Source organism: Kribbella sandramycini (assembly GCF_013131805.1).
GTDB classification, from domain to species: domain Bacteria; phylum Actinomycetota; class Actinomycetes; order Propionibacteriales; family Kribbellaceae; genus Kribbella; species Kribbella sandramycini.
In genome coordinates, this window is the sequence record NZ_JABJRC010000010.1 from 140,418 (window position 1) to 163,979 (window position 23,562).

A 23,562-nucleotide genomic window follows, 5' to 3' on the forward strand; every position below is an offset into this window, starting at 1 on the left:
CCGAAACTACTCGCCACCCGCCCACCCCAGCGAGAAGCCGACCTAGACCACTCCCACAGCCACCTGATGATGCTCCGGCCGTTCGACCTCGTCGACCAGCGCGATCGCGAGATCGGCGTACGAGATCCGCGCGGACGCCGAAGCCGGTACGACGCGGTACCCACCGACCCGCGCCGGATCGTCGTGCTCGAAGTCCCCAGCCGGCGCCACCGACACCCAGTCCAGCCCGGATGCCGCGAACGTCTCGAGCGCGGCCTGGTGCGCCAAGTAGAGCGGCCGGTACTCGTTCGGATACCCCTCGGTGTCCATCAGCAAGACTCCGTCCGCGGTCGGCAGGATCGAGGCGAGCCCAACCCAGACCAGCCGTCCGACGCCGACCGTCGACAGCCCGTCGACGAGGGCCCGCGCGGCCTTCGGGAAGAACACGGCCGGATCCGAACCCCCGTCGTACACGGCCGCGATCACCGCATCGTGCCCTTCCGCGAGTTCCGCGAGGCGGACGGCGTCCGTCACGTCCCCGGCGACGTACGGCCCGCCGCCGGCTCGGCGTACGGGCGTCACGTCGTGCCCCCGCCGCGCCGCCTCCTCGCGCGCGGCGCCCCCTGCCCGTCCACCGGCTCCAACCACCAGGATTCTGCTCATGCCGCCGACCGTAGAACGGCCGCTGGTTACCGCCCGGATACCAACTACGCTGGCCGGATGGAGCCGCTGCGCGCAGACATGTTCGAGGAGATCTGCCCCTCGAGCCTGCTCCCGTTCCGGGTCGGCCCGGACAAGTGGGCCGCCCTCGTCATCCGCTGCCTGGAAGCCGGCCCCCGCCGCTACTCCGAGCTCCGTGTCCCGCTCGCCCGCGTCTCACCCAAAGCCCTGACCCACTCTCTGCGCGCACTCGAACGCGACGGTTTCATCCGCCGCACCGAACAACCCCGCCGAGTCACCTACGAACTGACACCCCTCGGCCAAGGCCTGTTCGAACAGCTCCAGCTCTTGTGCGACTGGGCGTCCGACAACTGGGACAACCTCCTCGACGCCCGCGAAGCCTGAAGTAGACCAGTGGGGTGGGTGGGTTCTGACCAGCGGGGAAGTGGGCTCTCGACCGTCCGTCCCGCCCGGGGATCGGTTCGGCGCAGGAGGCGGGCTGTTCGGCGATACCACGCTTCCGCGGCCGTGTTCGCCTTGGTAGAAAGGGGTCGGGCGCTCCGAGGCGCCGAAGCCACGAGGAGGAGTCGCCGACGTGACAGAGTCACCGCAGTCCGAAGCCCTGTCGAACCTGATGCACGAGGAGCGTCGGTTCGAGCCGCCGGCCGAGCTCGCCGCGAACGCGAACCTGAAGGCGGATGCGTACGAGCGCGCCGCGGCCGACTTCGAGGGGTTCTGGGCCGAGCAGGCCAAGCGGATCACCTGGGCCGTCGAGCCGACCGAGACGCTGGACTGGAGCAACCCGCCGTTCGCCAAGTGGTACGCCGACGGCAAGCTGAACGCGGCCTACAACTGCGTCGACCGGCACGTCGAGAACGGCCTCGGCGACAAGGTCGCCTACTACTTCGAGGGTGAGCCCGGTGACACCCGCGAGATCACCTACGCCCAGCTCAAGGACGAGGTCAGCAAGGCGGCCAACGCGCTGCTGGAGCTGAACGTCCAGCCCGGGGACATCGTCGCGATCTACATGCCGATGATCCCCGAGACCGTGGTGGCGATGCTCGCCTGCGCCCGGGTCGGCGCCCCGCACACCGTCATCTTCGGCGGCTTCTCCTCCGAGGCCTTGAAGGACCGCATCCTCGACTGCGACGCCCGCGTCGTCATCACCTCGGACGGCGGCTACCGCCGGGGAGCGCCGGCCGCGCTGAAGCCCGCGGTGGACGCCGCTCTGGTCGACTGCCCCGACGTCCGCAACGTCCTGGTCGTGAAGCGCACCGGCCAGGAGACGGAGATCGTCGAGGGCCGCGACCTGTGGTGGGAGGAGTTCGTCGGCAAGCAGTCGACCGAGCACACCCCCGAGGCGTTCGACGCCGAGCATCCGCTGTACGTCATGTACACCTCCGGCAGCACCGGTAAGCCGAAGGGCATCCTGCACACGACCGGCGGCTACCTGGTCGGTACGTCGTACACCCAGTGGGGCGTATTCGACCTCAAGCCCGAGACCGACGTCTACTGGACGGCGGCCGATATCGGCTGGGTCACCGGCCACAGCTACATCGTGTACGGCGCGCTCGCGAACGCGACCACCTCGGTCCTGTACGAAGGCACCCCGGACACCCCGCACCAGGGCCGCTGGTGGGAGATCATCGCGAAGTACAAGGTCTCGATCCTGTACTGCGCCCCGACGGCGATCCGCACGTTCATGAAGTGGGGCGACGACATCCCCGCGAAGTTCGACCTGTCGACGCTGCGCGTGATCGGGTCGGTCGGCGAGCCGATCAACCCCGAGGCGTACGTCTGGTACCGCAAGCACATCGGCGGCGACCAGGCGCCGGTCGTCGACACCTGGTGGCAGACCGAGACCGGGATGCACATGATCTCCCCGCTGCCCGGCGTCACCGCCGGTAAGCCGGGCGCCGCGATGAAGGCGATCCCGGGCGTCAGCGTGGACGTCGTCGACGACAGCGGCAAGTCGGTGCCGAACGGCTCCGGCGGCTACCTGATCATCGACAAGCCGTGGCCGTCGATGCTGCGCACCCTGTGGGGTGACGACCAGCGCTTCAAGGACACCTACTGGTCGCGCTGGGAGGGCGTCTACTTCGCCGGCGACGGCGCCAAGAAGGACGAGGACGGCGACATCTGGCTGCTCGGCCGGGTCGACGACGTGATGAACGTGTCCGGCCACCGGCTGTCCACCACCGAGATCGAGTCGGCCCTGGTCTCGCACCCGAAGGTCGCCGAGGCGGCCGTCGTCGGCGCCACCGACCCGACCACGGGCCAGGCGATCGCGGCCTTCGTCATCCTCCGTTCGGAGGCCGGCGACGGCGGTCCGGACGTCGTCCAGGAGCTGCGCAACCACGTGGCCAAGGAGATCGGCCCGATCGCCAAGCCGCGCCAGATCATGGTCGTGGCCGAGCTGCCGAAGACCCGCTCCGGCAAGATCATGCGCCGCCTGCTCCGCGACGTCGCCGAGAACCGCGAGGTCGGCGACGTCACCACGCTGGCCGACTCCACCGTCATGGACCTGATCAAGACCAACCTGAACAAGTCCGACGAGGACTGACCGAACCGGCGTTTCGGGCCCCCGGGAGCGACCTCCCGGGGGCCTACGCTTTGCCCGTGCTCGAAGCGAAGCGGATGATGCAGACGAACGAGGAGCGGCAGGCGCTGGCTCAGCAGTCCGGATGGCGGTTCCGGGAGCAGGCGCCGGAGCTGACGGACTACTGGCGGGTGCCGCCGTTCACGTCACACGGTGACCAGCGGATCGCGTTCGGTGTCGTGGACGGCCAGCTGAACGGCGTGCCGTTCGTCGCGTTCGACTTCCACCGGCGGCCGAAGGTGACCCACGTGCACACCGCGTGGACGAACAAAGAGGTCAACCAGCTGGACGAGGTGAAGATCGACACCGTCTGGGTGGTGAAGCTGCCGCGCCCGATGCCGTACTTCTCGATCGCGTCGAGCACCGAGCCGGAGCTCGAGGTCGAGCACTACCCGGAGCCCCCGACGCCGGACTCCAAGTTCAACCGCTGGTACAAGATGATCGACACCGACCCGAACGTGGCCGGCTACTACCTGCACCCGCAGCTGATGCAGTTCATGCGCAAGCAGAAGGTGAACACCTGGTCGGTCGTCGGCGACGACCTGGTCTGCATGGAGCACCCGATCTTCGGCCGCACCAAGCCCAAGGACCTGACCGAGACCCTCGGCAAACTCGTCCAGCTGGCCGGCCTGCTGCCCTACAACGCCTTCCCACCGCCGCCTCCGCAGCAGTGATGAGCGCCGTCCTCGCGATCGTGCACGCGGGTCTCGCCGCGGCCTGGGTCGGGGGGATGGCCTACTCGCTGTTCGTCGTCCAGCCGAAGCTGAAGCGGTACTTCGGCGCCGACCACGCCGGTCGCGAGGCGCTCACCACGGTCATTGCTGCAGGCAACCGCTACAAGGTGCTCGGCCTGATCGCGGCGATCGCCCTGACCGGCGGCGTCCTGCTCCTGCTCGACTCCGCGCACTGGCCGCTGCACGCGGTCAAGGCCCTCCTGTTGCTCGCGGCAACCGGCAGCTTCTGGTACGTCTCCTGGAAACACTGGCCGCGGCGCGTCTTCGCCACCGCCGCCGAGCTCCCCTCCCTGCAACGCCGCCTGATCACGCTCGCCGCCACTATGCTCGCCCTGACCGGCTCGGCCTTCGCTCTAGGGGTTCTCGCAACCCGCTTATGACGTTCACCACTGGGCCCTGGGCGAACGCCGTTCGGTATGTCAGGATCAGTGCTTCATCAGGGGAGGTGATCACCGTGGCGCAGGAGGAGACCCTGCAGCTGCTGGTCAGCATGCATCGGATCGTCCGCTATCTGCGTCGCAGCCGGACGGCGGTCCTGCACCCGACCCAGTTCCTCGCCCTGATGCTGGTCGCCGACGAGCAACCGATCCGGATCGGCGAGATCGCCGCCCGGGTGCCCTGTTCGCAGCCGACCGCGACCACCACGGTTGCCGCCCTCGAGGAGGCGGGCCTGGTCCGCCGTGAGCCCGACCCGGTCGACGGCCGCGCGACCGCCGTCGTCCTCACCGAGGCCGGCCGGACCACCGTCGAGGACTCCGGCCGCCAGGCCGCCGACGAGCTCACCAAACTCCTGCACCGCCTGGACGACGCCGACCGCGAACACGTCCTCAAAGCCGGCGAGCTCCTCGACCGCATCGCCCGCGACCTGTAACCGCGTACCGAAGAACGGGTAGTAGTAGGCCGCTCGGCGGCCCGGCTACGCTCAGCCCACGATCCGCAGGTGCGGGGATCGCGACTACTACCCGTTCCTGTGTACGGCTAGTTCCGGTTGATGGTGAACCCAGTCGTATTGCGGATGTCGACGGCGTTGTTGCTCAGCGTCAGGTTGTTGAACTGGACCGAGCCGACCGGCGGGCCCTGACCGGGTTCGGGCAGCTCATTGGCCCAGATCCCGAACCCGGACTTCACGTCGAAGGCGTCCCCGGACTTCCGCGCCCCGGAGATCGACGTGTTCGTGAAGATCGTGTCCGCGACCGGGAACTGCGGCTGGCCGCCGACGTAGTTGGTCTGGAACATGATCCCGCTGTACGTCGGATCGACGATGTCCAGATCGCTCACCCGGATTCCCTGGAAGACCTTCGAGGCCGAGAAGATCCACAGGCCGGGGAAGGTCTGGTTCCCCCAGAAGTGCCCACCCGACCGGACGATCGAGACGTTCTCGAACCGCGTCGTCGGGGTGGCGCCGAACCCGTTCATCGGGATGCCGAAGTCCAGCGAGCTGATCGTGACGCCGGGGTAGGTGAGCATGTCCGCCGCGTACAGGTTGCGGAAGACGTTGTTCGTCCCGCCGTAGACCGCGAACCCGGCGGCCCGCCAGGTCAGCGTCGCGGACAGGTTCTCGAAGACGTTGTCCCGGACCTCGCCGCCGCCGTTGTCGGTGGCGTTGAAGAGCGCGAAACTGTCGTCACCCGTGGACCGCGCGTCGTTGTTGCTGACGGTGTTCCCGGCCGACCCGTTGGTCATGTTGATGCCATCGGCGAAGGCGTTCCGGATCCGCGAGTTCTTGATCGTCGAGTTGTCGGTGTTGGCGCCCCAGTACAGGCACATCTGGTGCTCGGCCCAGATGTTGTCGATCGTCATGTTCGACGTCCCGGAGAAGTTGAACACCTTGCCCGGACCGTCGTTGCGGCTGTCGTAGTTGCCGAAGTACGAGAACCCGCTGAACGTCGAGCCGTTCGCCGACGACTGCGCGTCGAAGCCGACGTCGGTGTTCGACTGGGACTGCGGCGCCACGAACTTCGTGAACCACGGACCGGCCCCGACCACCTTGGTCGCCTTGCCGTACACGTTGAACTTCGACTGCGTCGGGTACTCACCCGCAGGTAGGTAGACGCCCTGCAGCGTGCTGTCCTGCCGGACCCGGTCGAGCGCGTTCTGCACGTCCTGGTGGGTGAACCCGGCCGGCGTCACGAACCCGGCGCCCGGGTTGCCGATCGGCGCCACCTGCTCGGTGTTGATGAAGTCGATCGAGTACGTCGTACTGTTCGCCGGGTCCTTCTGCAGCTTGATCTTCGCCCCGGCCGGGACGGTCGAGTCGAGCATGATGCTCGCCTCGTCGTAGATGTGCCGGGCCGGGCCGGCGCCCGGTGAGTTGCTCGGGCCGGACTCCGAGCCGTACAGCCAGGAGTACTTCGAGGTCAGCGGCAGCGCCTTGTGGAACGTGCCGTTCACGTACACGTTGATCGTCGAGTTGATCCCGCCGCCGCCGGACGAGTCCGGGATGGAGAACCGGGTGACGAGCGTGTTCGTCGACGCTCGGGTGGTGAACTCGACGAACGAGCCGTTCGAGTTCAGCGTCACCGCGCGCCGGCCGGAGGCCTCACCGGCGAGGTCGCCGATGGTCCGGTTCGGGCCGATCACCTGCGCGCCGCCGCCGACCGCGGCGTCCTCGGCCTCCAGGTGGTCGTAGGGCATGTTCGCGCCGCGGCCCACGAAGAATGGCCGCTCGCTGGTGTTGTTGGTGCGTTTGACGGGCAGCTCGTTGGCGTCGTCCGCCAGGACGACGCGCACCGTGTAGCGCCCGTTCGCCGCCGTCCAGTTGCCGAGAGCAACTGCTGTGGTGGTGGCGCCGGCCGCGATCGCGCCGTTGTAGGTCCCGGTCAGGGTGGTGACCGTGGAGCTGCCGTTGAGCAGGGTCAGCGTGATCCCGTGCGCGCCGGCGGCCGAGGCGATGCTGCCCTGGTTCCGGATCGTCACGGAGAAGGCGACGCTGTTCCCGGCCGACGGGTTGCCCGGCGTCCAGTTGACCGCCGCCGCGACCAGGTCCGAGCTGGCGACCGGGGTGACCACGAGCGCCGTCCCGGCGGTGGCCGAGTTGTTCGCGTCGTTCTGCTCGATGATCGTGTTGGCCTCGTCGACCTTCGCGTTCAGCGAGTAGCTCCCGGCGTCCCGTGCCCCGATCGCGGCGCTGACCGTGGCCGAGGCTCCGGCGGCGAGCGCGCCGACGGCCGCCGTACCGACCTTCGTGGTGCCCAGGTAGAAGTTGACGTCGGTCGCCGCGGCGGCCGCGTTTCCGCTGTTGGTGACGGTGCCGCGGACGGTGATCGTGTCGGTCTCGACCGGGGAAGTCGGCGTCCAGGACAGGCTGCCGATGGTCAGATCCGGGTTCGGCGCCGGCACGCCCATCACCTGGAACTCGGCGACCTGACCGGCCGGTGCGCCGGTGTTCGCGGTGAAGTTCAGCCGGACGTCGGCCACCCGCGCGCTGACCGGGATCGACACCGTGTTCCCGGACGACGGGTTGAAATTGTACGCCGCGCTCGCGACGATCGTGGTGAACACCGACGAGCCCTGCTCACGGCCGAGGATCGAGAACGTCTGCGTCCGCGGGCCCCAGGCCGAGTCCGGGTTCAGCCGGATCACGATCGAGCTGAGGTCGGCGTTCGAGCCGAGCTGGGTGGTCAGCGTCGCGGGGTTGCCGTTGCCCTCCCAGTACGTCGTCACGTTGTCGTCGTTCGCGTTCGTCGCGACGAACGTGTGCACGAAACCGGAGGCCGTGATCGGCTTGCCCTGGGCGAGGTTGCTGCCCGGGCCCTGACTGCCGTTCCGGGTCACCGTGTTGCTGTTCGGCGACTGGTTGCCAGCGGCATCTTTCGCGCGGACGAAGTACGCGATCGTCGAGCTGGTCGGCTGGGTGTCGGTGTACGTCAGCACGTTCCCGGCCACGCTGGTCCGCAGCTGGCCGTTGGCGTAGACGTCGTACCCGGTCACGCCGACGTTGTCGGTGGCGGCGTTCCAGGCCAGCCGGATCTGACCGGCGCCGGGCTCGGTGAGGGACAAGCTGCCCGGGGCGGTGGGAGCTTGGGTGTCACCGGTGACCGGGCCGTAGACCTCGAACTCGGACAGCTGACCGGCCGGCCAGCCGGTGTTCGCGGTCACGCGGACCCGCAGGTAGCGCGCGGTCGAGTTGCCGTAGTCGAGCGTGACCGTGTTGTCCGGGGCGGTGAACGCCCGGCCCGCGGACGCCGACAGGTCGTTGAAGTTCTGGCCGTCGGTGCTGCTCTGCAGGGCGAGCGTCTGGGTGCGTGAGCCCCAGCCGGTCGGGAGTTTGAGGACGACCTGGTTGGTCGTGACCGAGGCGCCCAGGTCGACCTGGACCCACTGCGGGAACGCGTTGTTCGCGCTCTCCCAGTAGGAGCCCTGGTTGCCGTCGGTGACATTGGCGGCGACGTAGTTCTGGGTCACGCTGCTCGCCGTCGCGGTCTTGCCGGCGGCGAGGTTCGGGCCGGCCAGCGCGGCGGCCTGGGCGGTCGGGGTATGGGGGACGACGAGGGCGCCGGCCGCGAGACTCGCGGCGAGCAAGGCGGTCAGCAACCGCCATCGGGGAATTCGCATGGCCTCTCCTGTTGGGCGGGAGTGGTGAGGACGCAAAGGAGTAGTCGCCACGCGAGAGTCTGAAACTTTCGTTGACTTGCCAATATCTTGCGTAGCGCTGGCTCATTGTTACGGCAGTGCTACGAGGCCGTCAACGGTTCATGACACAGCAAAAGGGCCGGTCCGCAGTCTGCGGACCGGCCCTCGAGGTGTTGCGGTCAGTGCTTGGTGGCGCCTTCCGCGCCCGCGCCGGTGAGCGCGCGGACCGACAGCTCGTTGTACCGCTCCTCGCTGGAGCGGTCCTTGCCGAGGTAGGTGCCGAGGACGCCGAACAGGAACCCGAGCGGGATCGACACGATGCCCGGGTTCGACAGCGGGAACCAGGCGAAGTCGGCGCCGGTGATCATCGACGTCGGCTTCCCGGAGACGACCGGCGAGAAGATCACCAGCACCACGGCCGAGACCAGACCGCCGTAGATACTCCAGACCGCGCCGGAGGTGTTGAACCGCCGCCAGAACAGGTTGAACAGCAGCGACGGCAGGTTCGCCGAGGCGGCTACCGCGAAGGCCAGCGCGACCAGGAACGCGATGTTCAGCTTCTGCGCCGGGATCGCCAGCGCGATCGCGACCGCGCCGATCCCGATTGCCGCGAACCGGGCGACCCGCAGCTCGCTCTTCTCCGACGGCTTGGTCTTCGCGATCACGTTCGCGTACAGGTCGTGCGCGAACGAGGACGCCGAGGTGAGCGTCAGCCCGGCGACCACCGCGAGGATGGTCGCGAACGCGACCGCCGCGATCAGCGCCAGCAGGATCGAGCCGCCGAGCGACCCGGCGCCGCCGCCGACCGCCTCGGCCAGCTCCGGCGAGGCGACGTTACCCTTCGAGGCCTCCACCGCCGAGCCCTTCGCCGTGTTCAGCAGGGCCGCCGCGCCGAAGCCGAGGGCCAGCGTCATCAGGTAGAAGGCGCCGATCAGGCCGATCGCCCATTGCACCGAACGCCGCGCAGACCGCGAGTCCGGCACGGTGTAGAACCGGATCAGGATGTGCGGCAGACCCGCGGTGCCGAGTACGAGCGCGAGGCCGAGGGACAGGAAGTCGATCTGGCCGATCAGGTCCTTGCCGTAGAGCAGGCCCGGCTGCAGGAACGACTGCCCCTTACCGGACTTCTCCGACGCGGCGCCGAGCAGGTCGGAGATGTTGAAGTTGAACTTCAGCAGCACCAGGAACGTGATCAGCACGGTGCCGGTCATCAGCAGCACGGCCTTCACGATCTGCACCCAGGTGGTGCCCTTCATCCCGCCGATCGTCACGTAGACGATCATCAGCGCGCCGACCAGGATGATGACGGCCGCCTTGACGCCTTCGCCCTTCACCCCGAGCAGCAGCCCGACGAGCGAGCCGGCGCCGACCATCTGGGCCAGCAGGTAGAAGATCGACACCACGATCGTGGACGTCGCGGCCGCCGTCCGGACCGGCTTCTGCTTCATCCGGAACGCGAGCTGGTCGGCCATCGTGAACCGGCCGGAGTTCCGCAGCAGCTCGGCGACGAGCAGCAGCGCGACCAGCCAGGCCACCAGGAAGCCGATCGAGTACAGGAAGCCGTCGTAGCCGTAGAGGGCGATCTGGCCGGAGATGCCGAGGAACGAGGCGGCCGACATGTAGTCGCCGGCCACGGCCAGGCCGTTCTGCGCGCCGCTGAAGTTACGTCCGCCGGCGTAGTAGTCGGCGGCGCTCTTGTTCTGCCGGGACGCCCACCAGGTGATGTACAGCGTCACGGCGACCACGGCCGAGAACAGCGACAGCGTCAGCACCCGGTTGCCGGGTTCGCCGTCCGCCAGCGGGATCAGCATCGGGATCAGGCTCACCGGCGGCGCTCCCTCTTGAACTTGGCATTCAGGCCGGCGGCCAGCGGGTCGAGTTTGCGGTTCGCGAACCGGCCGTAGAGCGCGGCGATCACGAACGTCGACACGAACTGCAGCAGCCCGAAGACCAGCGCGACGTTGATGTTGCCGATCACCTCGGTGTTCATGAAGCCGCGGGCCCAGTTGTTACAGGCCACGTAGGCCAAGTACCAGACCATGAAGGTGATCGTCCACGGCACCACGAAGTTCTTGTACCGCCGCTTCAGTTCCTTGAAGTCGGCCGCGTCGTGCACGGCCTCGTAGGCGCGGGCGTCCCGCTCGCGTACGACGTCCTCGTCCATGCGTTCCCCTCATGATCGGCGACGCGAACAGATGCACGTTAGCGTCCGGGAACCCATTTGTGACTTATAGGGCGTGTCCGCAACCAAAATGTTTTCAGGGCGCGTCTCTCGATCCCACGCCTACTGCGCTGCACTCGGCACGGCACCTCGCCGCACGGGTGCAAAGGGCACGATGCTCCGCATCGAACCCTCCGCCCCCGCACACCGAGCTACCGCACCGAGCACATGCTCGCTACGGCGTGGAATCGAGAGACACGCCCTAGAGGTGTGGGGCGACCGGGGCGTCGAGGGTGCGGCGGTAGTTGGCCAGGTCGCTCGGCCTGGTGCGGTAACAGCCGGTGATGTACGGCATCCGCAACGGCTCCGGCGGGCGGGCCGACGTCTCGTAAACGGAGTCGACCTGCTCGAGAACGGACTCCCGGCGGGATTCGGTCAGCACCGCAACTCGCGAGTGCGAGAGCGCGAGCTGGCGCAGGCCGCCGCGGTCGAGATCCTGCCAGTGCTTGAACCGGGCCGTCTCGACCCCCGCGAACAGATCGGACTGGAGCAGGATCGGCATCGGGTCGAACGCGTCCGCGCCCGGGGCGCCGAAGTCCTCGCCCATGATCGCGCGGTGCACCCGGCGGACCCACGGGACGACGGTGTCGTAGTTGTTCCAGAGCAGGCCGAGGACGCCGTTCGGGCGCAGGATCCGGGCGATCTCGGGGAGCGCGCGGGAGTGGTCGAACCAGTGGAAGGCCTGGCCGACGATGACCGCGTCGACCGACGCGTGCGCCAGCGGGATCGACTCGGCCGCCCCGACCATGGTGTCGATCCCGGGCCGCTGCCGGCAGACCGAAAGCATCTCCTCGGACGGATCGACGGCCACCACGTCGTGCCCGAGCTCGGCCGCGACGGCGGCCAGCTTGCCCGTCCCGGCGCCCAGGTCGAGCACCTGCAGACCCCGGCCGGGGCCGAGGATCCAGGTCAGGGCGTCGACCGGAAAGGTCGGCCGGCCGGCGTCGTACGCGCTCGCGACAGCGCCGAACGACGTCGCGCGGGCCGCGTCGTTCGGGCTCAGAGCCGGCTCATCGGTGGTCATCACCGTAAATCATGCCGTAGCCGCGACCCTGCGCGCTGTTACTCGCCGAGCTTCTTCTGTTCGATGTGCGCGTTGAGCGCGGCCAGCTCGGGATGTGCGTCCAGTAGCTGGACGAGCTGGGCGCAGTTCAGGTCGCTGCCGCCGTGCTCCTCGATCAGGGCATCGAGCAACTTCCAGTCGTCCGGGGTGTCGAGGGTGAGCCGGTACTGCGCGCCGCCGCCGGACCAGGCCAGGTTGAGCAGGCGCATCTCGCCGGAGCGGTTCTGGTGCAGGTACGGCGTGACGTGCTCGCGGTCGGCCTGGAGGGTCGCCTTGGCCTCGGCGTCGTACAGCCGGGCCGCGGAGAAGATCTCGTAGTCCATCCCGCGCGGGTAGCTGCGCTCCAGGCAGTTCGACAGGTAGAGATCCGGGTCGGCCTCGGCCCGCCAGCGGTCGACGCCCGCGGCAACGACCGCCGGGTCGATCAGCGGGCAGTCGGAGGTGACGCGGACGACGGCGTCCAGCGCGTGCTCCCGGGCCGCCCCGGCGAACCGGCTGAGCACGTCGTCCTCGGAGCCGCGGAAGACCGGGACGTCGGCCTCTTTCGCGACGGCCAGCACGACGTCGTCGTTGAAGTTGGTCGTCGTGGCGACCACGACCGGGAGGCCGGTCGCGCGGAGCCGTTCCAGGTGGTGTTCGAGGAAGGTCCGGCCGGCGGCGGTCAGCAGCACCTTGGCCGGTAGCCGCGAGCTCGTCACGCGGACCTGGGTGACGATGCCGATCTTCAGTCGTTCCATCGGAACAGCTCCCGGATCTCCGCGGGGCAGACGACGTGGTCGACTCCCAGTTCGGTGTTGGTGAACTCCCGGGCGGTCGAGAGCGGGACGAAGGGCTGGTCCATTTCGGGCCACAGCCGTTTGATCCGGGCCTGGCCGCCGAAGGACGGATGTTCGTTCTCCAGGACCATCGGATCGCCGTACACGCCGGGCTGCAGGCCGATCGAGGCGCCGTACAGGACGGCGGAGCTGAGCCGGTTGGAGGCGACGCGGGTGTGCCCGCGCAGCTCGCGGAGCTGTTTGACCAGGAACTTGGCGTCGGTCTTGCGCCAGTGCAGGCCGCGGTACCCGTGGGTGATGACGCGGAAGCCGGCGTCCGCGTAGACCTTGCGGATGGCGGGCTGCTGGTATTCGTTCCAGTACAGGCAGACGGTCACCGGGCCGGTCTCGTGCTCGTTGATCGAGGCAACGATTCTGCCGTGGTCGCCGAGTACATGCTGGCCTTCCCAGCCGTGGAACGGGTAGAACAGCGTGCCTTTCGCGTTCTTCGCCGGGGCTGCCAGCTCGGGGTGCACTTCGAGCAGGTAGAGCCAGACCGAGCCGATCACCGAGTAGTTGCGCAGGCCCATCGACTGTCCGCGGCGGCGGACGGCCTCCGACCACACGTACTTCGGCATGCCGGGCGCGAAGTTCGTGCCGTGCGCGAATCCGTCGAGGATGTTCCACCCGTGCTGTAGGTAACCCCAGATCCGCGGCGGCTTGCGCAGCCCGGCGTACGCCGCCAGCACGTTCGCATGCCCGTAGAAGTGGTTGGCGTGGTGCATCAGCGCCTCCGCAACACGCGCTTGATCCGCCGCCGGATCACCCGCGCCGGGTTCAGCACCGCATGCCCGACCCGATAAGCCACCGATCGCCGAATCCCGCTGACGGTCCCCTCGAACAGGATCGCCCGCGCACTCGCATGCGCCAACTCGTCCGCCAACCGAGCCACCGTCGCCAGCTGCTCCGCACTCCCCAGCGGCCTGGTCACTTCGAGGTTCTCGGACGGCGTCAACGTGACCCCCGCCATCGACGCCAGCCGCGCCGTCAACTCCCGCCCGTCCCCGCCCGCCGGCCAAGGCACCCGCACGCCAGCCTGCAACACCCGCTCCACAAACCGTTCCAACGCGGCCTCAACCCCCACCAGCCCCTCACCATGCAGCCGATAAGCGCCGTCCACCACAATCACGTTCTCCGGCGACCCAGGCGTCTCCGTCGTCCGCAACCACTCCACATACCCGACAACCTCACGCCGCAACGCCGCCTGGTCATCCACCCGCAAAGCCCGCACCAACCGCTCCTCGAGCAGTTCCCCCTCGCCCGACTCGAACGCCGCCACCGCACCGACGACCACATACCAAGCCGGCGCCAATGCCACCAACAACCCACCCGCCGCCGCATCCATCACCACCCGATACGGATCCCGCAGCACCGGCCCAGCATTGGTTGCCGCCAGCACCCTACCCGCCGCCGCAGCCCCCAGTTGGTTGTCACCGTCAACAACCACCTCGGCATCGGTCAACGACGGAAACACCCCGTAGGTCGCAGTCGGCGTGATGTCCGCCGCCGACAACATGTTCATCAGCGGTTTGAGGCCTGCGGGAGGTGCGTCTACTACTGACCGGCCCCAGTCTTCGTCGCGGGGGAGGGCGGCGGTGATGTCGGGTTGGATCAGGTTGTTGATGCTGAAGGGGTTTGTTGCGCCTAGCAACAAGCGGCCGCCGGGGGCGAGGCGGGTGCGGAGTTCGGCGAGGGCTTCGGACCAGGGGAGGGTCGGGGTGTCGGGGCCGACGAGACGTTCGAGGCCGTCGAGGGCGACGATCAGGTCGTAGGTCTCGGTGCTGGTGAAGCGGTCGAGGGAGCCGCAGTAGACCTGGGTCTTCTCGGCGCCGAGGGTTTCGGCGAGCTCCTCGGCGTCCGGGGCGGAGCGGACGAGGATGTCGACGGCGGCCGCGGGCGCCAGGTCGGCGTACAGGTGGTGCGCGTGCGGGCCGGCGACGAGGACGGTGTCGCCGGGGTGGACAGCGGCGGCGAGGAGGGCCGCGGCCGCCGGGCCGGTGGCTGCGGGGCGGGCGTCCGCCGGGTGCAGATCCGACCAGTTGAGCATCTCTCCGCCGACCAGGTTCGATCGGGTCACATCTGTCACTTTAGTGCCCCGGAAATGGCGTGAGTTGACGCTGGCACCGCCCAGGCACGCACCTCGCTGCGTTGGAGGAGCACCCACGATGAACACCGCATCGAGGGCACTCCTCCGCCTTGCGATGCACGCACCTGGACGCTGCCATCGTTCAACTCACACCATTTCCGGGTCACTAGCCAACCAGTCTGAGTAGCGTGTCGATCACCCGGTCGACGTCGTTGTCGGTGAGGTCCGGGTAGAGCGGGAGGGAGAGCTCCTCGGCGTAGAAGGCCTCCGCGTTCGGGCACAGGCCGCGGCGGTAGCCCTGCCGTGCGAAGACAGGATGCCAGTAGACGGGGATGTAGTTCACCTGGACGCCGATCCCAGCCGCCCGCATCGCCTCGAACACCTCCCGCCGCCGCCCGTCCAGCACGCGCACCGGGTACAGATGCCACATCGGGTCGACACCAGCACGCTGTACCGGCGTCCGCAGGCCGTCCGCCCCGGCGAACGCCGCGTTGTAGCGCGCTGTGATCTCGGCCCGCCGCTGTTTGAACCCCTCCAGCCGCGCCAGCTGCGACAACCCGAGCGCAGCGCCCAGATCGGTCAGCCGGTAGTTCACGCCGTACTCGTGCACCTCCTGGTGCCACGGCCCTTCATCAGCGATCTCGAACCGCTCCGGATCCCGCACCAGGCCGATGAAGTGGAATTCGTGCGCCCACTGCGCCACCGCCGGGTCCTTGCAGACGACTGCGCCGCCCTCACCCGTAGTCAGGTTCTTCGTCGGAAAGAACGACATGGTCGTCACATCAGCCAGATCGCCAACCGGACGCCCATCAGCACGCCCGCCGACCGAGTGCGCCGCGTCAGCCACCGTCCGCGCCCCCACCGCGTCAGCCACCGCCTGCAGCGCGCTGTAGTCAGCCGCCTGCCCCGCATAGTCGACCGCAGCGATCACCTTGGTCCGCTCCGTCGTCACCGCCGCAGCCGCAGCCGGGTCCAGCAACGCCGTATCCGCGTCGACGTCCGCGAACACCACTTTCGCTCCCAGCAACGCAGCGGACGACGCAGTCGCGACGAACGTCATCGGAGTCGTCACCACCTCGTCCCCCGGCCCGACGCCGAGCGCGGCGTACGCGATGTGCAGCGCGGCCGTCCCCGACGTACAGCTGACGGCCCGGTGCCCACCGGCCAGTTGTGACACCGCCTCCTCGAACGCCGTCACCGCCGGCCCCGTGGTCAGCCAGTCACCCCGCAGCACGGCGGTGACCGCGGCGATATCCGCCTCGGAGATCGACTGCCGCCCGTACGGAAGCATGCTCAGTGATCCACTTCCAGGATCTTCCGGATCTCCTCGATCGAGTACCACTGGTCGTTGGTGTCCGACGCGTAGTGGAACCCGTCCGGGAGCTGGGTGCCGGCGGACGGAGCGACGTACCCCCAGGTCGCCAGGTCCGGCTGGAGGACGTAGCGGTTGCCGACGGCGAGGACGCGGCGGCCCTCCTCCGGGCTGATCATCTCCTCGTGCAGCTTCTCGCCCGGGCGCAGGCCGATGTCGTGCATGGCCGCGCCGGGCGCGATCGCCTCGGCCAGGTCGGTCACCTTCATCGACGGGATCCGGGGCACGTAGAGCTCACCGCCGGTCATCAGCTCGAACGACTCGACCACGAACTCGACCGCCTGCGGCAGCGTGATCAGGAACCGCGTGCAGCGCAGGTCGGTGATCGGCAGCGACTGCCCGGCCGCGTGCAGCGCCCGGAACTTCGGGATGATCGACCCGCGGCTGCCCATCACGTTGCCGTACCGGACGACCGCGAAACGGGTGTCGTACGCCGCCGCGTAGTGGTTGCCGTTGATGAACAGCTTGTCGGCGGTCAGCTTGGTCGCGCCGTACAGGTTGATCGGGCTGGAGGCCTTGTCGGTGGACAGCGCGACCACGCGCTTCACGCCGGAGTCGATCGAGGCCTCGATCACGTTCTGGGAGCCGATCACGTTCGTCTGGACGAACTCCCACGGGTTGTACTCGCCACTGTCGACCTGCTTGAGCGCCGCCGCGTGGACGACGTAGTCGACCCGGTGCATCGCCCGCAGCAGCCGGGAGCGGTCGCGGACGTCGCCGAGGAAGAAACGCAGCCGCGGGTCGTCGCCGAACAGCTGCCGGACCTCCCACTGCTTCAGCTCGTCGCGGCTGAAGACGATGACGCGGCGCGGGTTCAGGCGGTCCAGCGCGTGTCTCACGAACGCCCGGCCGAAGGATCCGGTGCCGCCGGTGACGAGGATGTCGGAGCCGGTGAGGATGGTCACGGTCGAGCGGAACCCCTTCTTGACGGACAGTTCCGGACACCACACCCGCGGTGTCCGACACGAAACAATAGCTGCCCGGTTAGCGACCTCTTCAATCCGCTGGATACGGTCACTCTGTGGAACGCGTCGGGGTGCGCTGCGATGTCGGGCCGGGCCGTGGGATCGGGCACGTGATGCGGTGCCTGGCGCTGGCAGAGGAGTTGCGACTCCGGGGGACTGCGGTCGAATTCGTCTGTGACGCGCATACCGTGCCCTGGGCGGCCGGTCAGATCGCCGCCCGCGGGATACCGATCGTTCCCGCGGTCTGGACGCCGGCTGAGCACGTCGAGCTGCTGCAGCGGTACGACGGCGTCGTCTTCGACTCGTACGACCTCGATGCGGTCGTCTACGCCGCAGTCCGCGCAACCGGAGTGCCGACTCTCGCCATCGTGGACGGCGACTTCCGAGGCGCTGAGGCGGACCTGCTGGTCGATCAGAACCTCGCTGCGGAGCTGGACCAGCCGGCTCTGCCGCCGGGTGCGTCAAGGCTCGCCGGGCTCGACTACGTGCTGATCCGCGATGAGATTCGCGCCCTGCGTCCGTCCCAACCGCCTGTGCTGCGCCCGTCCGGCGTACCGAGTGTGTTTGCGTTTTTCGGCGGTACGGATGCTTTCGGCGCGGGGCCGGTGGTGACACAGGCGCTGGTCGCGACCGGCGTACCGTTCACCGCGACTCTGGTCGCACCGACGCCGGAGCTGGCTCGGCAGGTCGCTGCGGTCGAGGTCGGCGGACATCAGCGCGTTGACGTGATCGGGCCGACCGACCAGCTGGCCGCCGCCGTCCGAGCGGCTGACCTGACCATCAGTGCCTCCGGTACGTCGACCTGGGAGCTGCTGTGCCTCGGTGCGACAGCCGGCCTGGTGTGTGTCGTCGACAACCAGGTGATGGGCTACGAACGGGCGATCGCGACCGGTACGGCGGCCGGCGTCGGAGTGCTGTCGGAGCTGGCCAGCGACCCATCAGCTGCCGCGGACGTGCTCAAGCGACTGCTGACCGACGCTGCGGAACGGGCTCGGCTGGCGGCCGCCGGCTGGCGGCTGGTGGACGGTCAAGGGCGCGCCCGGGTCGCGGACGCGCTCCTTCACTTGAGCTCGTAGATCGTCACATCCAGCGTCGCGTGCCGGATGCTGACGAAGTCCTTCAACAGTGGTGAGATCTCACCGGCCCGCCGGTCGGCGAACAGCCAGCGCACGTTGGCACTCCGCAGCCGCTGCATGGCCGCCTCGCTCGGTGCCTTGAACGCAGCATCGTTGGCGACCATCACCTCGCGGTTCCAGTACGGGACCTGGACCGGGTTGGCATTGTTGATCAGCGCCGTACGGTTCGCCTGACTCGTGTAGGCCCAGCCTTCGAGTAGCACCCGACGTTCGGAGAGCGCAGCGATCCAGAAGTGCCGGCTGTCGCACATGCCGTCCCGCTGCACGATGCAGTGCGCGTTCGTGGCCACCAGATCATCCGGGTTGCTGTTCTCCCGCAGCCAGCGCGCCGCATCCGCCTCCGCCGTGGTCGCGCCACCGCTCAACGGCTTGGGGAAGATGCCCCGGATCGCCTCGTCGGAGTAGATCGTCTGCAGCGGGACGAGCGTCGCGCCGACCATGCCAGCAGTCACCGCAGCAGCCACAAAGGCCACTCCAACGTGACCAGGGCGTCGGAAACCCTTCCAGGCCAGGGAAACCAGTACGCCGACCACTACGACGGCAGCAAGCGTCCACACCCATGCGCTCTTGATGCCGGCCGTGTCTGCGGTCTGCGAGCGGGCAATCGCGAAGCCGATCAGGCCGAGCAGCCCAGCGGCCCCGACGAGTGCCACACCGCGTCGATCACCGAGCCGCCCGACCAGGTTGGCCAGCCCGACCGACGCCAGTACTGCGGCCAGTGGGAAGCCGGTCCGGACGAAGTACAGCTGACTGTTACTCGCCTGCGTCGTCAGCAGTGTCGCCAGCAGCCCAGCGACCGCGCAGCCCATCAGAAACGCGACCCCGACATCCCGCCACTTCCGGCCGAGGAACCACATCCCGCCGACGGCCAGCGCCCAACTGAGCAGCATGGTCAGTGCCGACAGCAACTGCGCATTGGGGCTGGACTGGATCGTTGCGTACGGCGCCAGCTGCACAAAGGTGTGGAACGGCTTCACCACCGTTCCCCAGGTGTTGCCGCCGAAGATCGCCAGCAGAGCGGCCAGGAACACCCCGAACGTCAGCAGCCCGCCGAGCATCGCCGTCCGCGTCTGCTGACGCACCATGCCGAGGTGAACGAACGCAAATGCGAACCCGAGCCCCACCAAGGGCAGAACCGTCGACTTGGCTCCGGCCGCGATCAGCACGAACAGGACAAGCAGCACCCACCGACTCCGTGGTGACTCCGACCGCAGCAGATCCACAGCGACGATGGAGATCGCCACGATCATCAGAATGCCCAGATTCTGCGTGGGGTTCATGTACGCCGTCGCAGCGGTCGAGATCGCACTCAGACCGACAGTCTCGAACGGCTGCACCACACCGCCGAGCCCAGCGACCAGTACGGCGAGGGGCCCGGCCCACGTCGCGCCTGTCTCGGCCGTCGGAGCGAACCGGGTCGTCAGCGCGAAGATCAGCCCGCATCCGGCCAGGAACAACGGCAACCAGGTCAGCGAGTGGATGAGATCGGTCAGGTCGATCCGCGTCCCCCATGCGGTCGCGGCCGCGGACTGGTGGAAGAACGTGTGGTACTTCATCGGCTCGCCACCGAGCCACAGCGCCTCGACCGGTACGTCGTACTTCGCGCTCGCGGCCAACGCCTGCTGGAACGCGAGGTCCGGGTAGGAGCGCAGCGGATCGGTGTAGGCCGGCAGGAAGGCGCCCGGACCGCGGCGGAAGGTGATCAGCGCAACGGTCATCGTCCCCAGCGCGAGCAGCCAGGCCTGCAGCGGTCGCACCGGAGTCTCGACCCGGCGCCACACCCGCGCCCGGACGTCTCGGTCGATGAATGCGATAACCAGGGCAACAGGTGCCCAGACCCACGACCAGGCTTGCAGACCGATCGACGCACTGGCCAGATAGACGATGATCTGGACGGCGGTGCCGACCGCGAACCCGGCGGCGATGTCCTCCACCAGGTTGCGGCCGTAGTTGCCGATCAGCCGCCAGAGCGCGAAACCGGGCAGCGTGACCACCACGGCGGTGAAGAACACGAACCGGGTCACCGCGAAGACATTGGCGTGCTGCAGCAACAGCACGATCGTGAAGAGACCTACTGTCACTCCGGCCAGAAGTCCGGAAAGGGAGGGCCCCGACGTTCTCGGCCCCCGTCGCCTAGCCCGTGCGCGCATGCGCACACCCTAGTGTGAAAACGCGTCTGCCAGACAGGCCTATCTGAGCTGGTAGATGAGCGCGTCCGGCGCGCTGAACCGCAGCGTCGCGAAGGCGTCGAGTTCGGGTGACACGGCCCCTTGTCCGGGGTCGGCGTACAGCCAGCGGACGCCGTACTTGGCGCGCAGGTTCTGCAGGTTGTCCCGGGTGGGCGCGGTGAAGACGAGGTCGTTCTCGGCCAGCTTGGGCTGGTCCCAGAACGGGAGGATGTTCGGGTTGAGCGCGGTCGAGACCACCTGGTCGTTGATGGTGTTGGTGTAGGCCCAGCCCTCGACCAGAACGTGCCGCTCGCTCAGCCCGGCGATCCAGAAGTGCCGGGCGTCGCAGCCCATCGCGCTCCGCTCGGCGCAGTGCGCGTTGGTGGCGATCAGCTCGTCCGGGGCGGTGTGGTCGCGCAGCCAGCGCGCAGCGGCCGCCTGTGTTGCTGACGGCCCCAACAGCATCTCCTCGGTCAGCGGCCGATCCAGCTGCGCGCGCGTCACCTCCGGGATCTCCGGCAGCCCACGCAGCGGCAGGAACAACCCGGCACCCATCGCAGCGAGCACAAAGGCCGCACAAGCGATCCGGACCGGCTGCTTGCGCATGTACAAAGCGGCAACCAGCGCGACGCCGAGGAGTAGGACCAGTGTCAGCACCCACGGCAGGACAATCCCGGTCAGTGTGGCGTCCGGCCGCCGGAACGGCTCACCGTCGCTCGGGATCGCCTTGACGAGCCGCCGAGCAACCAGCGTCGCCGCCATCCCGCCGAGCACGGCCCCGGCCACCAGTCGGCCCGTGCGCCGCCCAACGACCAGTTGGTGTGCGCCGACCGCGGCCAGCACAGCGATGATCGGTACGGCGGTTCGGTGGAAGTACATCTGGCTGGAGCCGGACTGGTCGGTCAGCGCCATTCCGAAGAAGCCGGCGATCGACACCCCGACCAGGAACACCACTCCGGTGTCGCGCAGCCACCGCTTCGGCGTACCGGCCAGAACGAGCAGGCCAGCTGCACCTAGCAGCCAGGCCAGGCAGGTGACTGCTGCGCTGATCCACATCGAGCTGTGGTCGTAGACGCCGGTCTCGTAGTCGCGTTGCCAGACGATCAGCGGGTAGATGCCCGTCTTGGCGAAGGTGACCCAGGGCTTGAGTGACAGCCCGGTCGAGTGGTTGCCGAACACCACCGCGATCGCCGCCAGAATCACACCGGTCACGCCGACCGCCAGCACGAGGGCACGCCGGGCGAGCCGGCGGCGGCAGAGCTGCACGAAGATGACCAACCCGAGGCCGCACAGCACCAGCGGCAAGATCGTCGCCTTCGCACCGGACGCCGCCGCAGCGACGAGCAGCGCGAGCAACCAGGTGCCAGGGCCGTTCCAGCCACGGAGGAGGTCGACGACGAGGACGGCGAGCAGCACGGTCAGCCCACTGCCCAGGTTCTGCGTCGGGCTGCCCCACAGATAGGCGGTCAGGCTCTCCTGCGGCAGACCGATCCCGGGGTAGGCGTTGACGGTTCCACCGACCGCAGCGACCGCGATGGCCAGCGGACCGACCCAGCGTGAGCCCGGTGCGAGGCGGTCGGCCAGCGCGAAGATCAGTGCGCAGCCCGCCAGCGTCAGCGGGATCCAGCCGATCGTGTAGATCAGGTCGGTCAGATCGACACCGGTCGCCCACGCCACGGCCGCTGTGAACTGGTGGAAGAAGTAGTGGTAGTCCATCTGCTCGCCGTGCACGTACGGCGCCTGCAGCGGGAAGTCGTACTTCGCACTGGCCGACAGAGCCTGCTGGTAGGCCATGTCCGGATTGTTGTAGCCCGGATCCGTGTACGGAGCCGGTGCGATGTTCCGCGGTAGCGCAATCACGTAAACCGGCAGCGCACAGGCCGCAGCGAGCAGCCACGCGGTCACCGGGCCGACTGGGCGTTCCACCCGACTCATAACCCGCCGACGCCACCGCGGCACGCCGAACGCCGCCAGTACGACCGGGACCGCCCAGAGCCAGGCCCAACGCTGCAAACCGAGCGGCGACACGCCCATGTAGATCAGGAGCAGCGCAGCGACGCCGACGAGCGTCCCCGCGGCCACATCCTCGATCAGGTTGTGCCGGAACGGCGAGCCCAGCCGCCACAGCACGACACCCGGCAGCGTGATTCCGAGCAGCCAGAAGCGCACCAGGGCGACGATGCTGTCAGCGGAGCTTGCGCCCGCCATCAGCCACAACACCAGCACGGCTAGTGCGACACCGGCTGCTGCTTTGACAACGTGGTTCACGGCGGTCCGCCGGCCGGGGCGGGCGGTCGGACGTGCCGACGTGCCCACTCCCCACGGCGCGAGGCCGGTCAAGGTCGGCACCTGACGCACCTTAGGCACCGAGCGACTAAGCTGCCAACTCATGCCGGTGGGTTCACTATGAGTTGGTACGAGGCTCTCGAGTCCGGGGAGCTGACGGTCCGTCCCTCCGTGGACGCGGCCAAACGCTTCGGGATCTCGATCGACCGCATGTCGGTCTCGGCCTCCGCGGGTACGCCGTTGGCCGAGGTTCTTGCCGCCGTCGAGCGGTCGACGGCGGACGTCGTCGTACTGCGGTATCCGGCGCGCGAGATGACCTGGTTCGCCGCTCTGGCCAGCGGGCCGCGCCGGGCGCTGCTGGCCGACACGGTCGTCTACTGGTCGCTCCCGGTCGGCAAGGGCCGGCGTCCGGCGCCGCTGGCCGGTTTCACTGCGAAACACGAGGAGACCGCGGACGACGTCCTCGTGGACGACCTGGTCGCGGACGTGTTCGGCGACTCCGGAAACCACTACTGCGCCAACCCGGTCTTCGACCGATCGGTAGCCCTCGCCGGGCGGCAGGAGTGGGCCCGGCGGCGCATCAGCGCGGCCGGTGCCGTCGTACTGCGCGGTCCGGACCGGCGGGTGCTCGCACTGGCCTCGATCGACCAACAGCGCTCCTGGACCGAGATCCAGCTGGCTGGCGTCGTACCGGCCGAGCAGGGCCGCGGCCGCTACGGACACCTGCTGTCCGCGGTCGAAGACGCCACCACCACCCGCCGCCTGGTCGTCTCCACGCAAGCGCACCAGACCGGAATCCAGCGCATCTGGGCCCGCTACGGCTTCGAACCCGTGCATAACCTCCTCACGGTCCACCTCGTTGCCGCTACGTAGGGCGCGCGGCCAGGGCGCGCCCCTCGCGCGAGG

At 68.6% G+C, this 23,562-nt stretch carries 19 protein-coding genes; 7 read left to right on the forward strand and 12 right to left on the reverse strand.

Translation table 11 applies throughout. The features are described 5' to 3' along the window. Positions 1-42: 42 nt before the first annotated feature. On the reverse strand, positions 43-642 hold the full coding sequence (locus tag HPO96_RS32730; protein WP_171678273.1) for an NAD(P)-dependent oxidoreductase: 600 nt from the start codon (positions 640-642) through the stop codon (positions 43-45). Positions 643-699: 57 nt separating this feature from the next. Here HPO96_RS32730 and HPO96_RS32735 point away from each other — a divergent pair, with 57 nt between their 5' ends. From HPO96_RS32735 to HPO96_RS32755, 5 genes are all read left to right on the forward strand, one after another. Continuing rightward, positions 700-1,044, forward strand: a complete 345-nt coding sequence (locus HPO96_RS32735; RefSeq protein ID WP_171678274.1) for a winged helix-turn-helix transcriptional regulator — start codon at positions 700-702, stop codon at positions 1,042-1,044. 229 nt (positions 1,045-1,273) lie between these two features. Next, on the forward strand, positions 1,274-3,202 hold the full coding sequence (acs, locus tag HPO96_RS32740; RefSeq protein WP_171678407.1) for an acetate--CoA ligase: 1,929 nt from the start codon (positions 1,274-1,276) through the stop codon (positions 3,200-3,202). 56 nt (positions 3,203-3,258) lie between these two features. Beyond that, positions 3,259-3,912, forward strand: coding sequence for a type III secretion system chaperone family protein (locus HPO96_RS32745; RefSeq protein ID WP_171678275.1), 654 nt, complete (start codon positions 3,259-3,261; stop codon positions 3,910-3,912). Further along, positions 3,912-4,352 (forward strand): hypothetical protein, encoded by a 441-nt coding sequence (locus HPO96_RS32750; protein WP_171678276.1) that lies wholly within the window; start codon positions 3,912-3,914, stop codon positions 4,350-4,352. The genes HPO96_RS32745 and HPO96_RS32750 overlap by 1 nt, the downstream gene beginning before the upstream one ends. A 74-nt stretch (positions 4,353-4,426) precedes the next feature. Beyond that, entirely contained in the window at positions 4,427-4,843 is a 417-nt protein-coding gene (locus tag HPO96_RS32755) for a MarR family transcriptional regulator (protein WP_171678277.1), read from the forward strand. A gap of 107 nt (positions 4,844-4,950) precedes the next feature. Here the strand turns inward: HPO96_RS32755 and HPO96_RS32760 are convergent, their stop codons facing one another. The 9 genes from HPO96_RS32760 to pseB form a co-directional block, all read right to left on the reverse strand. Then, positions 4,951-8,526: a discoidin domain-containing protein gene (locus HPO96_RS32760; protein ID WP_171678278.1), complete on the reverse strand. Its 3,576-nt coding sequence runs from the start codon at positions 8,524-8,526 to the stop codon at positions 4,951-4,953. Positions 8,527-8,723: 197 nt separating this feature from the next. Further along, a complete protein-coding gene (locus tag HPO96_RS32765; protein ID WP_171678408.1) occupies positions 8,724-10,355 on the reverse strand; it encodes a solute symporter family protein in 1,632 nt (543 codons plus the stop codon). Positions 10,356-10,366: 11 nt separating this feature from the next. Further along, positions 10,367-10,708, reverse strand: coding sequence for a DUF485 domain-containing protein (locus HPO96_RS32770; protein WP_171678279.1), 342 nt, complete (start codon positions 10,706-10,708; stop codon positions 10,367-10,369). Between the two features lie 259 nt (positions 10,709-10,967). Beyond that, entirely contained in the window at positions 10,968-11,789 is an 822-nt protein-coding gene (locus HPO96_RS32775; protein WP_171678280.1) for a class I SAM-dependent methyltransferase, read from the reverse strand. Positions 11,790-11,827: 38 nt separating this feature from the next. Then, the gene (locus HPO96_RS32780; protein ID WP_238355752.1) at positions 11,828-12,565 is read right to left on the reverse strand and encodes a cytidylyltransferase domain-containing protein; all 738 of its coding nucleotides are present in this window, start codon (positions 12,563-12,565) and stop codon (positions 11,828-11,830) included. Continuing rightward, positions 12,553-13,368, reverse strand: a complete 816-nt coding sequence (locus HPO96_RS32785) for a hypothetical protein (protein WP_171678281.1) — start codon at positions 13,366-13,368, stop codon at positions 12,553-12,555. Before HPO96_RS32785 ends, HPO96_RS32780 begins: the two co-directional genes overlap by 13 nt. Then, complete coding sequence (locus tag HPO96_RS32790; RefSeq protein WP_171678282.1) at positions 13,368-14,720, reverse strand: hypothetical protein; 1,353 nt, start codon at positions 14,718-14,720, stop codon at positions 13,368-13,370. Before HPO96_RS32790 ends, HPO96_RS32785 begins: the two co-directional genes overlap by 1 nt. 175 nt (positions 14,721-14,895) lie before the next feature. Then, positions 14,896-16,020 carry a DegT/DnrJ/EryC1/StrS family aminotransferase gene (locus HPO96_RS32795; protein WP_171678283.1) on the reverse strand — a complete coding sequence of 375 codons (1,125 nt, stop codon included), beginning with the start codon at positions 16,018-16,020 and terminating at the stop codon, positions 14,896-14,898. Between the two features lie 2 nt (positions 16,021-16,022). Further along, positions 16,023-17,006 (reverse strand): UDP-N-acetylglucosamine 4,6-dehydratase (inverting), encoded by a 984-nt coding sequence (gene pseB, locus HPO96_RS32800; protein ID WP_171678284.1) that lies wholly within the window; start codon positions 17,004-17,006, stop codon positions 16,023-16,025. Between the two features lie 116 nt (positions 17,007-17,122). Here pseB and HPO96_RS32805 point away from each other — a divergent pair, with 116 nt between their 5' ends. Beyond that, positions 17,123-18,142 (forward strand): spore coat protein, encoded by a 1,020-nt coding sequence (locus HPO96_RS32805; protein ID WP_171678285.1) that lies wholly within the window; start codon positions 17,123-17,125, stop codon positions 18,140-18,142. On the opposite strand, the gene HPO96_RS32810 is transcribed toward HPO96_RS32805, so the two are convergent. Then, positions 18,127-20,283: a hypothetical protein gene (locus tag HPO96_RS32810; RefSeq protein ID WP_337796907.1), complete on the reverse strand. Its 2,157-nt coding sequence runs from the start codon at positions 20,281-20,283 to the stop codon at positions 18,127-18,129. The genes HPO96_RS32805 and HPO96_RS32810 overlap by 16 nt on opposite strands. Positions 20,284-20,391: 108 nt before the next feature. After that, positions 20,392-22,719: a hypothetical protein gene (locus tag HPO96_RS32815; RefSeq protein WP_202886696.1), complete on the reverse strand. Its 2,328-nt coding sequence runs from the start codon at positions 22,717-22,719 to the stop codon at positions 20,392-20,394. Between the two features lie 57 nt (positions 22,720-22,776). Between HPO96_RS32815 and HPO96_RS32820 the strand changes: the two genes are divergently transcribed. Further along, positions 22,777-23,529 (forward strand): N-acetyltransferase, encoded by a 753-nt coding sequence (locus HPO96_RS32820; RefSeq protein ID WP_171678287.1) that lies wholly within the window; start codon positions 22,777-22,779, stop codon positions 23,527-23,529. Positions 23,530-23,562: the final 33 nt, after the last annotated feature.